Source organism: Gordonia sp. L191, from assembly GCF_030077625.1.
Classification (GTDB): Bacteria; Actinomycetota; Actinomycetes; order Mycobacteriales; family Mycobacteriaceae; genus Gordonia; species Gordonia polyisoprenivorans_A.
Window position 1 is genome coordinate 4,500,488 of record NZ_CP125996.1, and the last position, 15,168, is coordinate 4,515,655.

The window sequence follows — 15,168 nt, forward strand, 5'->3', positions numbered from 1 at the left end:
TCGCACCTCGACCAGCGATCTGAGATGCTCCGCCCTACCCGCACCCGGTGGTCGTCCCATCCCGATGGTCGAGGTGCCGAGGAGCGACAGCGACGAGCCTCGAGACCCCTTGTGTCGAAGAGATTCCGGGCCACAGGGGGCACCCTCGGCCATCGGGTGAGGACAATCTCTATGGAGTTCTCAAAGAACAGATACGGTTCCGGCCACGCCGGGTGCGGGAATCAGGCTGCGGCGTCGTCGAGTCGCATGGTGCGTCGGTGATAGGACGGCACTGGCCGTCGTTTCGGATCCACGCTGGCGGGTGGGATCAGCCAGGGGTGTCGGTCGAATCCCATGATGATGTCCCAGCCGTGGTGGTGGACGTCGTCGTGGCAGCTGGTGCAGAGGAGGCAGCCGTTGTCGAGGTCGGTGGGACCGCCGTCGGCCCAGTGGTGCACGTGGTGTGCTTGGCAGCGCCCGGCGTGGGCGCCGCATTTGATGCACCCGCGATCCCGCACCAGCAAGGCTTTGCGTTGGCCGGGGGTGAAGAAGCGTTCCTGGCGTCCGACGTCGAGGGGTACACCGTCAGAATTGAGGGTGATCTTGGTGATGGTGGTGTCACACGACAACATCCGCGCGGTGGCTTCGGTGATCGGACCCATGTTCTGCAGGTCCCCGCCGAGGGCCGGGTTGTCGGCCGACCACGTCCACAACAACCCGTTGGTGGGTTTCGCGGAGAAGGTCGTGTCGGCCAATCCTTGTGCCGCGAGTTCGACGATCGTTTCGAACGCGGCGGCACAGATTTGTTCCGGGGTGCGGGGGTCGGGTGACCCGTCGGGTTGAGGTTTGGGAGCCGACAGGGTTTCCATCAGGGTGCGGGTCTTTTCGCCGGCGATGATGTCGAGGTTCGCCGAGATTTCCAGCCGTCCGTCGTCGGTGATGCGGTCGGTGTAGGAGTTGATCGTCTTGTCCTCCGCCGCTGGTAACCCACCAGGCGTCTCCGCGGCGAGCTCGTTACCCAGCTGCCGTGCGTAGAGGTTGATCTCGGCGGGGGTGAATCCGGCGAAGTAGTGTGACAGCAGTTTCTGCAGAAACTCGCACCGTTGGACGGTGTCGAGGGGTTCGGAGGAGCGGGTGTCGATGTGGGCCAACCCGCGCACGATGGCGTCGGTGTGTTCGGAGGAGATGGACCCGTCCGCGGCATGCGCGAGCAGTAGATCAATGTCGGTGGTGGCCGAGATCCGCACATACCGACCCGCGACCGAGGGCGCGAAACCCATGCTGATCAACAACTCCCGCAGTCGGGTCGTCTTGTGGTCGGCGACGCCCAGCCGGTCCAGTTCGCCGGTGAGGGTGGTGGCGTGATGATCAACCAGGTTCCGCAACAACAGGATTTGCTTCATCGCACCGAAAGCCTGGGGTCCGGTCATCTCCGGGTTCCATTGCAGGTCGCTGAGTTGGGTGACGATGGTGGCGAAGACCGCTTCGGCATCAACATCTTTGACGTCAAGAATTGTGGTGGTGTCGATCATGGGCCCCTCCCCGGTGGCTGATCGGTGTGATGGGTCCAGTCTACATCGCCAGGGTGTTCGACGCAAGGGGTGTTTTGGTGAATTCTGGTTGTGGACAACGTGTTTCGGCGCCGATCTTCTGTCGGTGGGGTGTGGTAGGGGGTGCGGGTTTCGCTTGTCTTGCTTTGGATGTGGTTGGGAAACAATCTATCTCGCCGGGTCTCGAGGCTCGCCGCACGCGGCTCGCACCTCGACCATCGAGGGAAAGAGTTCTCGACGGTCGGGTAGGGCGGGTTACTCGACCATCGGGGGGAAGGGGGGGTTGACCGTCGGGAATAATGCGTCCGCGGCTCCACTGTGCAGACGCGGCTGGTGCAGCGGAAGCGTCTGCAAGTTCGGCTCGCGTTCGAGTCGTGTGGCGGTGGATATGGTTGGGAGGCACTCTATCTCGCCGGGTTTCGAGGCCCGGCGCTAGGCGCGCCGTGCACCTCGACCATCGGGAAGGGGGGTTCGCGACGGTCGGGTAGGCGGGTTACTCGACCTCCGGGGGAAGAGGGGTTCGCGACGGTCGGGTGGGCGGGTTACTCGACCATCGGGGGGTGACCGTCGGGAGTGATGAGTTCGCGGCTTCAATGTGCGGACGCGGCTCGTGCAGTGGGGGCGTCTGCGAGTTCGGCCCGCGTCGGGCCCTGCTAACAATGGATGCGGTTGGGAGACTTGTTGTCTCACCGGGTCTCGAGGCCCGGCGCCTGGGGCGCCGTGCACCTCGACCACCCGGAGGGAAGGGATGCTCGTCGATTGGGAAAGGGCACCTCGACCACCGGGGGAAGGGATGCTCGTCGGTCGGGAAAGGGCGCCTTGACCGTCAGGGGACGAGGGTCTCGCGAATCGGCGCTCTACTTCTGGACGACCGGCGCGGTGATCGGGGCGGTGACGGGAGCAGGGGCCGCGGGCGCGGCGGTGGCCACGCCACCGGAGGCGGCGGCGGTCACGATGCCGACGCCGACCACACCTATCGACAGTCGACGGAACACCGGGCGGCGGATGTGCTTACGCATGGGGACTCTCGGCTCCTTCTGGATTGATGTCGTCGGCGATCGGCTCGAAGCAGCGATCGACTGGAGCCAACCGTATGAGGCAATGTTGGGAGCCGGCTGTCCTCGTGCTGCTGATCGCCGGTGACCGTGGCGGTCGCGCGCTCTACAGTGAGTCGGCGATGCCCCACACCGACCCTCGACCTTCGCCGCCCCCACGTCCGTCGATCAGACGTGCGTTCTTCGCCGTCCCCGACATCCGCGGGCGATGGGCTGCGGCGCTGCGCGCCGGTCTGGCATTCGCGATACCGGCCGTGGCGCTGTATCTCGTGGGTTTCGAGCGGGATGCACTTCTCGCGGCTCTCGGCGGGTTCGCCGCCTTGTATGGCGAGAAGCGGCCCTACCGGGTGCGGTGGCGGGCGGTGCTCACCGCGTCCGTCCTGCTCGTGGCGGCGTCCGCCGGGTACGGCGCCCTCGGTGCGTGGGCCGGACCCCACGCGTCAACACCCCAGGATCTGGTGATCGTCGCACTGTTGGTCGCCGGTGCAGCCCTGGTCACCTTCGGGGTCAATGCGCTGCGCCTCGGACCGCCCGGCCCGTTCTTCTTCGTGCTCACCGCGGCGGTCGCGTCCGTGGTGACGCGCCACGGGGTCGATCTCGTTCCACTCGTCATCGCCACCACCGCCGGTGGCGTCGGAGCATTGATCGTGGCGATGGCGCCCGGGCTGTGGCGACCTCACGGCCCGGAAACGGCGGCAACCCTCGCCGCGATGGCGGCGGCGGAGGATTACCTGGAGGGCAATCGTGGCGCCGATCGCGCACGACGGCACGGCGTCGCCCTGTCGACTTTGCACGCGTGGACCGTGCTGCATGACGCTGCGGCAACGAATACCGCTTTGGCACAACAGCTCTGGCAGGCGATGCATCGACTGCACGGCGCTCGCGACCCGCTGGCGATCTCACCTCCGCTGGGACGCCCGACGGTCGCTCACCGCCTACGCAAGGCCGCGGCCCCGTTCAGCCACGCCCGGATCACCACCGGCCGGGTGATCGTGTCGGCGTTCTGCGCGGGCGCCATCTCGGTCGTCGTCGGGCTCACCCGGCCCGATTGGGCGATCCTCGGCGCGGTGCTCGTCCTGCAGTTGGGACCGGATCGGATTCGGGGGGTCATCCGCGGCGCACACCGGCTGGCCGGCACCGTCGTCGGGCTGGTGGTCTTCGCAGCCCTTCATCTGCTCGATCTCGGCGTTCCCGCGCTCATCGTCTCGATCGCCGTGCTCAATGTGCTGATCGAGCTGACGATCGTCGGTAACTACGCGGTGGCGGTCACCTTCATCACGCCGCTGGCGATGCTCATGGGCACCCCGTCGGCCGACATCACCGTCCCGGTCCGCGATCGTTTCCTGGAGACCCTGGTGGGCGTGGTTCTGGCGATCGCCTCGATGTGGCTGGTCGGCACCCACCTGCATCGACGCAGCGCGACCCGCGCCGACGACGCCGTACTCGTCGACGTCGACCACGTGCTGGAGACGGTCACGGTGGTGCCTGTCGGAGCACCGGAATCGCTGGTCGCCCGCCGGGACCTGCAGTGGACGCTGCTGGAGTCGGAGATGACCGCGACCGACGCGGCCGGCGACGACCCACCATGGGCCCGCGAGCACTGGGCGCACCACGTGGCTGTGTGTCAGGTCGGATACGAGACACTGTCATGGTGCTGGCGTGCAGATCAGAGCCGATCGCTCGACCCGACGCTCGTCGGGATGCTGACCGAGCGCCGGTTGCTGCTCGGTCCCCCGGCACCGTGACCACCGGATCGACGGGGACCGAGAGGCGAGCCACCCCGTGGTTGATCCGTCACGACCATCAGGAGTACTGTCGAGCGCATGCAGCGCGCGCTCCTTCTCGGTTGCCGCGGCGGGGTCTGAATCGACCGGCCCTCCGTCGCGGGCCTTTTTATGCGCCGGTCATCTTCCCTCTTTGACTTTCGGAGATTGACCAATGATGGCAGCAGCAGACACCTTCACCTCCGGCGCAAGCCGTATCGTCGAGCCCACCGGACCCATTCCCGCCGGCCAGCCCGCCTGGAACAAGCAACGCAGCTCGGCGATGCCCGTTCACCGTTACCGCCCCTTCGCCGACGAGGTCGAGGCCGTATCGGTTCCCGACCGCACCTGGCCCGACAAGATCATCGACCGCGCACCCCTGTGGTGTGCGGTGGACCTGCGCGACGGCAACCAGGCCCTGATCGACCCGATGAGTCCCGCCCGCAAACGTCGCATGTTCGACCTGCTGGTCCGGATGGGCTACAAGGAGATCGAGGTCGGATTCCCCTCGGCGAGCCAGACCGACTTCGACTTCGTCCGCGAGATCATCGAGGACGGCGCCATCCCCGACGACGTCACCATCCAGGTTCTCACCCAGTGCCGTGACGAACTGATCGAGCGGACCTTCGAGGCCTGCCGCGGTGCGGCGAATGTGATCGTCCACTTCTACAACTCCACCTCGGTCCTGCAGCGTCGCGTGGTGTTCCGCGCCGACAAGGGCAAGATCACCGAGATCGCCACCAACGCCGCACGCCGGGTCCTCGAGGAGGAGAAGAAGTACCCCGACACCAACTGGCGCTACGAGTACTCGCCCGAGTCCTACACCGGCACCGAACTGAGTTACGCCAAAGAGGTGTGCGACGCGGTCACCGAGATCATCGCCCCCACCCCGGACAAGCCGATGATCATCAACCTGCCGGCGACCGTGGAGATGGCCACCCCCAACGTGTACGCGGACTCGATCGAGTGGATGAGCCGCAACCTGGCTCGTCGCGACTCGATCATCCTGAGCCTGCACCCGCACAACGACCGCGGAACCGCCGTCGCCGCAGCGGAATTGGGATATCAGGCGGGCGCCGACCGCATTGAGGGCTGCTTGTTCGGCAACGGTGAGCGCACCGGCAACGTCTGCCTGGTCACCCTGGGCATGAATATGTTCAGTCGTGGCGTCGATCCGCAGATCAGCTTCTCCGACATCGACGAGATCCGGCGCACCGTCGAGTACTGCAACCAGCTCAATGTGCCCGAGCGTCATCCGTACGGCGGCGACCTGGTCTACACCGCGTTCTCCGGTAGCCATCAGGACGCGATCAACAAGGGCCTCGACCAGATGAAGGTCGACGCGGATGCCGACGACTCCGACGTCGACGACATCACCTGGGCTGTACCGTATCTGCCGATCGACCCCAAGGATGTCGGCCGCAGCTACGAGGCCGTCATCCGGGTGAACAGCCAGTCCGGCAAGGGCGGCGTGGCCTACATCATGAAGACCGATCACGGCATGAGCCTGCCGCGACGCCTGCAGATCGAGTTCAGCCGGGAGATCCAGAAGCTCACCGACGGTGAGGGCGGCGAGGTCTCGCCGAAGGAGATGTGGGACGTCTTCGCCGACGAATACCTGCACCCGGTGCGTCCGCTTGAGCGGATGCGCCAGCGTGTGGACGCCTCCGAGGTCGACGGCGGCGACGACACCATCACCGCAGTCGTGAAGGTCGACGGCGTCGAGAAGGAGATCAACGGGACTGGTAACGGTCCGCTCGCCGCCTTCGTCGACGCCCTGGCGACAGTCGGATTCGATGTCCGGGTCCTCGACTACAGCGAGCACGCGATGACCGCGGGCGGCGACGCCAACGCCGCGTCGTACGTGGAGGCACAGGTCAACGGCGAGACCGTGTGGGGTGTGGGCGTCGCCTCGTCCATCACCACCGCCTCGTTGCGCGCCGTGGTGTCCGCGGTGAACCGGGCTTACCGGGTCACCGCTCCTGCCGACGACACCGCCGACGCCGCACCGCGGACCTGGGCTCCGTAACACCGGCGTATACCAGCCGGGACATCACAGTCAGCCCGATGCGCGGGTGAACCCTGCCGCATCGTGTGAACGCACGGGCCGGACACACCCCGAGTGACCCTCGAATCGTGTCCGGCCCGCGCGGTGTCTCAGCTGAAGATCGCGCGGTGTCTCAGCGAAGACGCAGACGAGAGGCTTTGCTCGAGTTCAGTACTCGGCAATCGCCGTGACCGTCCCCCGCTCGATGGCGGCGACGAACTCGGCATGATCGGCCGCATTCACCTTGCAATACCGAGAAGCGAAACGGCGAATCGCCTTGTCGAACATGTCGGTCTCGCCGAGATAGGCCGAGATGGCCACCGCATCTCCCGAGCGCCCGTGTCCGAAGGCGAGCACCCGCGCGCACATCCGCCCGTAGACCGTGAGCGCGGGCGTGTCGAACAGTTCGATCGCGAAGGAGCCCTTGGCATCCCGGAGCTGGCGTAGATAGAAATCGCGATGCTTGCCGTCGACACCCGCACCGCCGTTCCAGCCGAGGAACACATCGCTCACCGCCTGGATGAGTCGCTGTCCGAGGACGACCCGCTCTCCCTCGTTCTCGTACTCGGGGCCCTCGAGGTAGGCGGCGAGCACCGAGCGCTGGGCCTCTTTGGCCTGCAGGATCAAGGGATCACCGGAGTCCTTGCCCTCGAGGAGGAGAACCCACGCCTGGGTCCGGACACTGCCCACCCCGACGACCTTGCGGGCCATCGCGACGATGTGGAATCGGTCGAGCAACACCTGATGGTGCGGTGCCATGGTGGATCGGAAGTCTCCGTAGCGGACCCGCAGTTCGTCGTAGAATCCCGCGGCGCTGTCCCCGAGGAGACTCTCGATCGGCACGATCAGCGGGGCTGGTCGACGAAGCGGAGCTGACCGTCCTCGACGACGGTGAGCTTCCCCAGTGCCTGCAGACTGTCACGGCCCCAAGCCTTTCGGATGGTGCGGCGCACGGTCTTGGCGGTGGTGCGGTCCAGGAGCGCACCGACCTGTTCGAGTCCCTCGGTCGGCATGGCGTGGCTGTACCAGGCCGTCAGCGTTCCCATGCCGGCGAGCGCCGCCATCGTCTCCCGGTATTCCTGCGCGCAGGCACGCGCTATCTCCTTGCCCGCCTTGGGAGTCGCGCCGTTGGCGACGGCCGCCACGACCAGACTCGCCGCCAATCGTTTGACGTCCCACTCGAACGGGCCGGGGTAGGTTTCGTCGAAGTCGTTGACGTCGAAGGTCAGCTGACGTTCCGGGGTGGCGTACAGACCGAAGTTGCTCAGGTGCGCGTCGCCACACAACTGCACCTGCAGACCGGAATTCGGGGTGCGTGACAGATCGTCGGCCATCACCAGGGCGGCCCCGCGATAGAACGTGAACGGGGTGCGCGCCATCCGGCCGTGCCGGATCGGCACCAGTTCGGGGACGCGGTCGGCGGCTTGTCCGAGCAGCAGCCCGACCGGGTCACGGTCGGCACCGTCGCCGACCTCGCCCAGACCGTCGAGCGGTACCCGCGCAGCCGCCTGTCTCCCAGACTCCGCGCGGTCGGCGACGCTCGGGTGTGGTCGCGCTCCGGCCGACGGTGTGGTCACGACGAGAGGATTCGCCGCTTCTCGGCGGCGAACTCCTCGTCGGTCAGCACACCCGATGCACGCAGGTCGGCCAGTTGCTGCAACTCTGCGATGAGGTCGGCGCTCGACGCCGCCGGTGCCTCGTAGTGCGGTGCGGGAGCGGCATACTGCGGCGCCGCCGCCTGCTGACCGTACTGCTGTGGGTTGTACTGCTGTTGGGCCCACCGCTGTCCCTGACGGCGTGAGACCCGTTTGGAGACCGCCGTGGCGGTACCGGCGACGACCGCGGTGCGGGCCATCCCGCGCAGGAGTCCGGACATGATGAAGTCCTCTCGAGAAGGTTATCGATCCAGAACGGCGAGGAGGTCGGTGACCGGGATGCGGCCCGAGGCGACCACTTGTGCCCCGGTGCGGCTCAGTGCGCCGACGAATGGTGCAGCCCAGCGATTCTCATAGAGGATGATCGCTGCGGCATGACCGGGCTCGAGAACGCCTGCGGCTTCGGCGAGATCGTCATCGCCGATCAGCCCGGAGGCCGCCTCGGCGAACAGCGAGACGTCGATGTCGCCGTCGAGTCCGAGCTCGGTGATGTCAATCGCCACCACCCCCTCCGCGTCTCGGCGAACGATCACGAGATCGAGGACGGCGATGACGTCCCGCTCGACCAGATCTCGCAGGTGAGCGAGGGCAGAGCCGTCGAAGCGGGCGTCGGAGGGGAATTCGACGACGAGATAGTCGATCGGACCGAGTGGCACATCATCGGCGGACATCACCCCAGGCTCGCACCGGGACGTGCCGGAATCATCACCCCATCGGGATGAAGACCGAGAAACCGGTGACCCGACCACTCGTTTTCATCCGCGGCGGGTGATCCGGATGCATCGGCTTCGGCGCAAGGTGGAGCCGACACGTCTGAACGCACCGACCCCGCGCGGGTCCGACACCCGAGGAGATCGACATGTGGAGTTCGTTCTGGGAGTTCACCTGGTCGATGGTGGTGATCTTCGCCTTCGTCGCCTATCTGCTGGTGTTGTTCTACATCCTCAGCGACCTGTTTCGCGATCATCAACTCTCCGGATGGGCCAAGGCGGCCTGGATCCTCTTCCTGATCGTCGTGCCGTATCTGACGTCGCTGGTCTACCTCATCGCCCGCGGCCGCGGCATGAGCCGGCGCACGATCGCCGCGCAGCAACAGATGCAGGATCCGACCAACGACTACATCAGATCCGTCGCCGGGAAATCGGCGGCCGAGCAGATCGCCGACGCGAAGGCCCTCCTCGACGCCGGGACCATCACCGAGGCGGAGTTCGGGCGCTGAAGGCCAAAGCACTGGCTTGACCGGCGCCGACGCGCTCGGATCGGCGCTCGCCCGCGACCGATCCGAGCCGGGTCACATCCGCGACGGACGGGTGAGGATGGACACCATATGCGCTGGTGAGTGGACGTGAGGGCGCTGCCACGGACAATAGGACCACATGACCACCATGGAACTCCTCGCACTCTCCGCAGTGTTCGTACTCGTGGCCTGCGCCGCGGGAATCGGTGCCCTCATCGGCATCATCGCCCAGTCCGGGCCGGGCACCCACGTCCGGACTCACCCCTCGTCCGAGCTCACTCGCCGACCGCGGACGTAGACCTCGGCGATCGCCGGCTCGCGCAGCGCCATCAGCAACGCGAACAGCTCCTGTTCGCGGGCGAGATCGGCGTCGTCGGCGCGAATCCCGTTCGCCAGAACGGACTCGAGCGGCGGCCATCGCCACGGCTCGATCACCAGGAAGTCGGCTTCCTTGCCGACGTCGAGGTTGCCGAACCGATCCTCGGCGTCGAGAGCTCGCGCGCCGGCCAGCGTTCCGGTGAACAACAACTGCGCCGGATGGATCGACACACCCGCGTCTCCCGGCTCGGAGATGTGCACCTTGAACGCATCGGAGAGCACGCGGGAGATCAGCCACTCATCTCCTGCGCCGCAATCACTTCCGGCCGCCACGGTCACCCCGGAACCGACAGTTCTGCGCCACGGCATCGTGCCCGATCCGAGAAACAGCTGCGAGGTCGGGCAGTGCGCGATGGACGTCCCGGTCTGCGCCATCCGATCCAGTTCGGCGTCGGTGCAGTGCACGGCGTGTGCCAGGATCGTGCGACGCCCCAGCAGACTCTCGCCCCCGTGTGCCGAGCCCGGCAGGAACTTCCCATCGTAGGTGTCGAGATAACTGTCGACCTCGAAAAGCTGTTTGACCGTGTCGATCTCACCGGTGCCCGGCCGATTGTTCTCGTTGAGGTGGGTGTGGACATACACCCCGGTGTCGGCCACCTCCGCATACAGCTCGCCCAGAGCCCGCAACGTCTGTGTGGTCACCGACAACGTGAACCGCGGCACGATCGCGGTGTGCAACAACGATGTTGACGGGTCTCCGGTATCGGTACCGTGCCAGCGTTCGATCTCCGCGCGGGTCAGGGCGATGGCGTCGGCCTCGGAGGTGAGTAGCGGCTCGGCGGAATCCGGTCCGACCGTTTGGATTCCGCGTCCACTGACCAGCCGCAGCCCCACCCGGGCGGTCTCGGTGAACAACGCGCCCTGGGCGTGGGTGAACGCCGACCCGAACACCATGGCCGCGGTCGTGCCGGTCGAGATCCGTCGCGTGGTGAAGTCACGGGCGATCCGCTGGGCGAACTCCGGGTCGGCGAGCCGGGCCTCGGCGGGAAAGATGCAGGTGCTCAACCACTCCAGCAGTTGCCCGCCCCCATAGGCGTCGAGCGAATAGGTCTGCGGGAAGTGGATGTGGGCGTCGACGAATCCCGGGATCAGATAGGCGCCACCATGGTCGACGGTGACCTCCTCGGCATCGTCGGGCATGCCGGCGCGCGGACCGCTGTAGACGATGACGCCGGTCGCGTCGTCGATCACCAGTGCGCCGTCGGCGATGTCGACCAGCGCGGCGGGCGCCTGCTGCAGCGTCGGGGCACCGGTGATGTGGATCAGATGGCCGAGATGGATGGTCACCGGAACACGAAAACACAGCGGCGCCGATTCGGCGCGGCGAGCACCGGCGGGTGGCGGCGGGTGGCGGATACCGCCGGATCTCAGATGACGTGCCCGTCCCACTCGTGGTCGTGCATGAAGCCCTCGGCAAGGCCGACCCGGTACTTCAGGCAGCTGCGCACGATTCCGAGATAGGCGACGGGAAGCGCGTAACCCGGCAGTCGGTCACCGCGGACGCCGATGACGTCATCGAATCCGCGCAGGTCCCGGAAGTACTGCCGCATGGTTCGTCCCTGCCGCGCATCCTCGCGCCACCCGAAGATCGTCATGCCGACCTTGATCATGGTGTGCACGTCGTCGTCGGGGACGATCAGCTCGTCGTTCTCGCCGAAGAACGCCTCGTCGACGCGATTGTGCGGCCGGAACATCATGATCCCGCTGGTCGCACGCGGATTGCACTCGATGCAGTAGAGCCCCTTCTCCGGGTGGTCGATGAAGTCGAAGCCGACCTGCCCGGTGAAATCGGTGTCGGCGAGGAACTTCTCGACCCAGTCGAAGATCGGCTGATGCTGCGCCGAGACGAAGGACAGGCACGAGCTGCCACCGATCGCGTACTCGACGGGGTAGGTCGCGTGCGCGAAGATCTTGCCCTCCCGCACCACCGAGTACGTGCAGTAGCGATCGCCGGTCAGCCACTCCTGCGCGAGCCACGGGTTGCTCGGATCGTGATCGAGCCACTCCATCCGATCGCCCGGATACACCTTGTGCACCTTCTGCGAGCCGCGCGAGTAGCACTTCTTGACCGCGAAGGGGCCGGTGAAATCGAGCTTCTCGATGTCCTCCGGACCGTCGAGCCGCGCGAACTTCAGGGTGTCGATGCCGTGCTCGACGAGCATCTCCTGGAAGTCGTACTTGTTGTGCAACCGATTCTCGAGCTCGAAATCGGACAGGAAGAGCTCGCAGTCGGACGGGAACAGTCCCCGCATCATCGACAGGATGTCGGTCTCCTCGTGGATCGGGATGACCATGTCGACGTGTTCGTCGACGACGATCCTGGCCAGTTCACGGCAGTATTCCTGCGGCTTGAACTTGGGCGGCGGGACAAGGTGGAACGAGTCGACGGCCTTCGACACCCGGGTCAGCGCCACCGGAATCGAGTCGACGGTGGTGACCCGATGCCCGGCCGCCGCGAGCAGGCGCGCCAGATTCAGGCTGAGAAAGGACCGGCCGAAGGTGATCAGGATGTGTTTACCGGAGAAGGCCACGGGGCGAGTCTAGGCGTGTGCGCCCCGGTGGCTGCGGCGGCTGCCGGGCCGCCACGGTTTGTCGGACCCCTGCCGCATACTCACCTCACACCGCTTTCGGCCCCGACCCCGGGTGACGACAGTCGGGCGAAGGGTACAAATCGATTGCATTGAGCGGGCGGGGGCGGATTACATGGAATAGCGGACCCGCGGTCATCGTTGGGATTCTCTGGATTGTTAGGTTGGCTACGTTCGGTCGGGCGAAAGGGGTGCGGCGATGCTGTTCGTGATCGGCGTCATCTCGGCATCGCTGGCCGCCGTCGCCTACGGCATGTCGACGGTGCTCCGAGCACTCGGTGCGCGCCGGGTCGCGCAGACCGAACGCGAGGACGGCGTCGTCGGCACCAACGCCGCGGGCGGCCCGTCACTGCAGTCGACCATGTCGACGCTCGTCGACCCCTCCTTCATCCTCGGCACCGTCATGGTGATCGTCGGATTCGCCGGCGGCGCGGTCGCCGCGCGTTTCCTCCCGCTGTTCCTGTCGCAGACCATCGTCTCGGCGAATCTCGTCGTGACGGCGTTGCTCGGCACGATCATGCTCAACATCGCGTTGCACACCCGCGACTGGATCGCCATCTGGCTGGTCGTGTTCTCGCTGTGCCTGCTCGGATTCTCCTCGTCGCACACCACCGGTGAGGGCCAGGCCGACACCATCCACTGGGGCTTGTTCGGGGCGACGATCCTGTTGTCGGCTCTGGCCCTGCTCGGGGTGTACCGGCTCGGACGCCACGGCGCGATCGTCGGTGGCGCGATGGCCGGTCTGCTGTTCGGTGTCATCGCGATCGCCGTGCGCATCCTCGACGGCGTACACCCCTTCGACCTGAAGGTGCTGCTGCTCGACCCGGCCGCGTGGACCATCGCCGTCGCCGGTGCCTGCGGGTTCTTCGTGCAGACCGTCGCCCTGCAGCTCGGGGCGGTCAACGGGGTGACCGCGGTGCTCGTGGTCGGCGAGACCGCGGGCCCGAGCCTCGTCGGAGTGCTGTTCCTCGGCGACACCGCCAAGGCGGGCCTCGGCTGGCTGGCCGTCGTCGGTTTCATCGGCGCCGTCGTCGGTGCGGTTCTCGTCGCCTGGTACGGGTCCGGTGATCCCGACCACTTCGGCGAGGCGCCACCGATGAAGGGCGGATGGCGACGCGGCCGTGAGGATTTCGACGAGGAGGACGAGTTCGGCGAGCAGGAGAGTCTGGAGCTGTCGCCGAACGAGAACGAATTCTGCGACGCCGACTTCACTCTCGTCGAAGAAGACCTCGAGGCCGACCTCGGCATACCGCGCGACGACGAGCATCGCCCGGCGACCCGCAACGGGCACGATCGAGCGCAGTGAACTCTCGGCGACATCCCGGCCGCGCCTTGACACCCGCACCGGTCAGCGGCAAACGTGTGAGGCATGTCGTCTGACCAGATCTCGTATGCGCGCCGCGCGTACGAGACTCTCGAGCCCTTCCACATCCTCGCCTACTTCAACCCCGGCCTCGGTGCCGCACAGGAGGCCACGGGCCTGAATCCGCACGCGTTCTATGTGGGCGCTCGTGGGGCGCCACTGGGTGAGTGTGCGCCGACGGTGGTCACCTCGGCCTTCTTCAACTTCGCTCCCACGTCGATCGCCAAGAGCTGGCCCAAGGCGGTGGCGTGTGGCCTCGAGCGGGTGTCGCAGGCGCGGTGGACGATGCTCGACGAGCAGTTGCGGACCATCCTCGGCGAGCGCGTCGACGATCCGGAGATCGCCCGTCTGGCCGATGTCTTCGCCGACGCCGGACGTACGCTGCCCTACGCCGGTCGCCCGTTGGCCGCCGCGTGGGCGGAGTCACCGGCTCCCACCGCTGCGCACCTGCGACTCTGGCACGCGGTCGCGATAGTGCGAGAATGGCGCGGCGACAACCACATTGCCGCCCTGGTCGTGAGCGGGCTCAACGGCATCGACGCCGCAGTCTTCCACGAGGCCACGCTCCCCGACCCCACCGTACGGCGGCGGTCGATGGGTCGTGCGATGACGCTGCTCACCCGCGGGTGGTCGGAGGAGGACTGGGAGGCATCGGTGGATCGGCTCGTCGAGCGTGGACTCGCCGAACGCACCGATGACGGGCATCGACTGACCGCCGCGGGTGCCGCTCTCTACGACGACGTCGAGGCCACCACCGACGCTCTTGGCGAACAGCTCTGGGCCCGAACCGAGCTCGACGACGCGCTGCAGGCGATCCGGCCGTACGTCAAGGCGGTCATCGACGCCGGTGTGTTGCCGGGGACGACCCGCAAGAGCTGATCAACTCGGCGATTCCGGGGTCATCGGCCATGCCGCTGCGGTAGTCCTCGAAGGGTGAACGACGTCGCCGCCATCGAAGCGCTCAAGTACCGATACCTCCGTGCCCTCGACACCAAGGACTGGGACACCTTCGCCGACACCCTGACCGATGACGTCACCGGCGAATACGGCGACTCCCTGAGCTTCACCACCCGCGAGGAACTCGTCGGCTTCATGCGGACATCGGTGGGACCCGGGGTGATCACCGAGCATCGCGTCTCGCACCCGGAGATCGAGGTGTCCGGCGATGTCGCACACGGGCGCTGGTACCTCTCGGATCGGGTGATCGTGCCCGACTTCGAGTTCATGCTCATCGGCGCCGCGTTCTACGACGACACCTACCGCCGCACCGCGGATGGTTGGCGGATCTGCGCGACCGGATATGACCGCACCTACGAGGCCCACGTCCCGCTGGCCGAGATCCCCGGCTTCAGCCTCAAGGTGGGGCCGGCGATCCGGACCGGCGAGTGAGCCCAGCGCCTCCCCCCGACGTGACGGCGGGCAGCGTCGTTGCTGCCGATGTCGGACCGCTGTGGCCCGGATACGCGTCGGCGCACCGGGTCTCGAGGCTCGTCGCTATCGCTCCTCGGCACCTCGACCATCGGATGGAAAGGTCCGCCGCACCATTCGGTCGC

At 66.7% G+C, this 15,168-nt stretch carries 11 protein-coding genes and 2 pseudogenes; 6 read left to right on the plus strand and 7 right to left on the minus strand.

Features of this window, described 5'->3' with window-relative positions; translation table 11 throughout:
* Positions 1–221: 221 nt before the first annotated feature.
* Together QNM97_RS20440 and QNM97_RS20445 are read right to left on the minus strand one after the other, a co-directional pair.
* On the minus strand, positions 222–1,511 hold the full coding sequence (locus QNM97_RS20440) for an HNH endonuclease (RefSeq protein ID WP_283820069.1): 1,290 nt from the start codon (positions 1,509–1,511) through the stop codon (positions 222–224).
* Between the two features lie 875 nt (positions 1,512–2,386).
* Positions 2,387–2,548, minus strand: coding sequence for a hypothetical protein (locus QNM97_RS20445; RefSeq protein WP_208793970.1), 162 nt, complete (start codon positions 2,546–2,548; stop codon positions 2,387–2,389).
* Between the two features lie 158 nt (positions 2,549–2,706).
* On the opposite strand from QNM97_RS20445, the gene QNM97_RS20450 reads away from it, so the two are divergent.
* Positions 2,707–4,329: an FUSC family protein gene (locus tag QNM97_RS20450; RefSeq protein WP_349632364.1), complete on the plus strand. Its 1,623-nt coding sequence runs from the start codon at positions 2,707–2,709 to the stop codon at positions 4,327–4,329.
* 196 nt (positions 4,330–4,525) lie between these two features.
* Positions 4,526–6,376 carry a 2-isopropylmalate synthase gene (gene leuA, locus QNM97_RS20455; protein WP_283820072.1) on the plus strand — a complete coding sequence of 617 codons (1,851 nt, stop codon included), beginning with the start codon at positions 4,526–4,528 and terminating at the stop codon, positions 6,374–6,376.
* Positions 6,377–6,562: 186 nt separating this feature from the next.
* On the opposite strand, the pseudogene QNM97_RS26690 reads toward leuA, so the two are convergent.
* The 3 genes and pseudogenes from QNM97_RS26690 to QNM97_RS20470 all read right to left on the minus strand — a co-directional run bounded on the left by QNM97_RS26690 (position 6,563) and on the right by QNM97_RS20470 (position 8,723).
* Positions 6,563–7,971 (minus strand): annotated as a pseudogene (locus QNM97_RS26690) (DUF2252 domain-containing protein).
* A complete protein-coding gene (locus QNM97_RS20465) occupies positions 7,968–8,270 on the minus strand; it encodes an SHOCT domain-containing protein (protein WP_283820073.1) in 303 nt (100 codons plus the stop codon). The pseudogene QNM97_RS26690 and the gene QNM97_RS20465 overlap by 4 nt, the downstream one beginning before the upstream one ends.
* A 21-nt stretch (positions 8,271–8,291) precedes the next feature.
* Complete coding sequence (locus tag QNM97_RS20470; RefSeq protein WP_502874942.1) at positions 8,292–8,723, minus strand: DUF6325 family protein; 432 nt, start codon at positions 8,721–8,723, stop codon at positions 8,292–8,294.
* A gap of 185 nt (positions 8,724–8,908) precedes the next feature.
* Between QNM97_RS20470 and QNM97_RS20475 the strand changes: the two are divergent.
* Positions 8,909–9,288: pseudogene (locus tag QNM97_RS20475) on the plus strand (SHOCT domain-containing protein).
* Between the two features lie 256 nt (positions 9,289–9,544).
* On the opposite strand, the gene QNM97_RS20480 reads toward QNM97_RS20475, so the two are convergent.
* Both QNM97_RS20480 and QNM97_RS20485 read right to left on the minus strand, forming a co-directional pair.
* Positions 9,545–10,951: an amidohydrolase family protein gene (locus QNM97_RS20480; protein ID WP_283820076.1), complete on the minus strand. Its 1,407-nt coding sequence runs from the start codon at positions 10,949–10,951 to the stop codon at positions 9,545–9,547.
* Positions 10,952–11,031: 80 nt separating this feature from the next.
* Complete coding sequence (locus QNM97_RS20485; RefSeq protein ID WP_283820077.1) at positions 11,032–12,195, minus strand: ATP-grasp domain-containing protein; 1,164 nt, start codon at positions 12,193–12,195, stop codon at positions 11,032–11,034.
* A gap of 256 nt (positions 12,196–12,451) precedes the next feature.
* On the opposite strand from QNM97_RS20485, the gene QNM97_RS20490 reads away from it, so the two are divergent.
* From QNM97_RS20490 to QNM97_RS20500, 3 genes are all read left to right on the plus strand, one after another.
* A complete protein-coding gene (locus QNM97_RS20490; protein ID WP_283820078.1) occupies positions 12,452–13,558 on the plus strand; it encodes a DMT family transporter in 1,107 nt (368 codons plus the stop codon).
* A 63-nt stretch (positions 13,559–13,621) separates the two neighbouring features.
* A complete protein-coding gene (locus tag QNM97_RS20495) occupies positions 13,622–14,494 on the plus strand; it encodes an SCO6745 family protein (RefSeq protein ID WP_283820079.1) in 873 nt (290 codons plus the stop codon).
* Positions 14,495–14,548: 54 nt separating this feature from the next.
* A complete protein-coding gene (locus QNM97_RS20500; protein ID WP_283820080.1) occupies positions 14,549–15,004 on the plus strand; it encodes a nuclear transport factor 2 family protein in 456 nt (151 codons plus the stop codon).
* Positions 15,005–15,168: the final 164 nt, after the last annotated feature.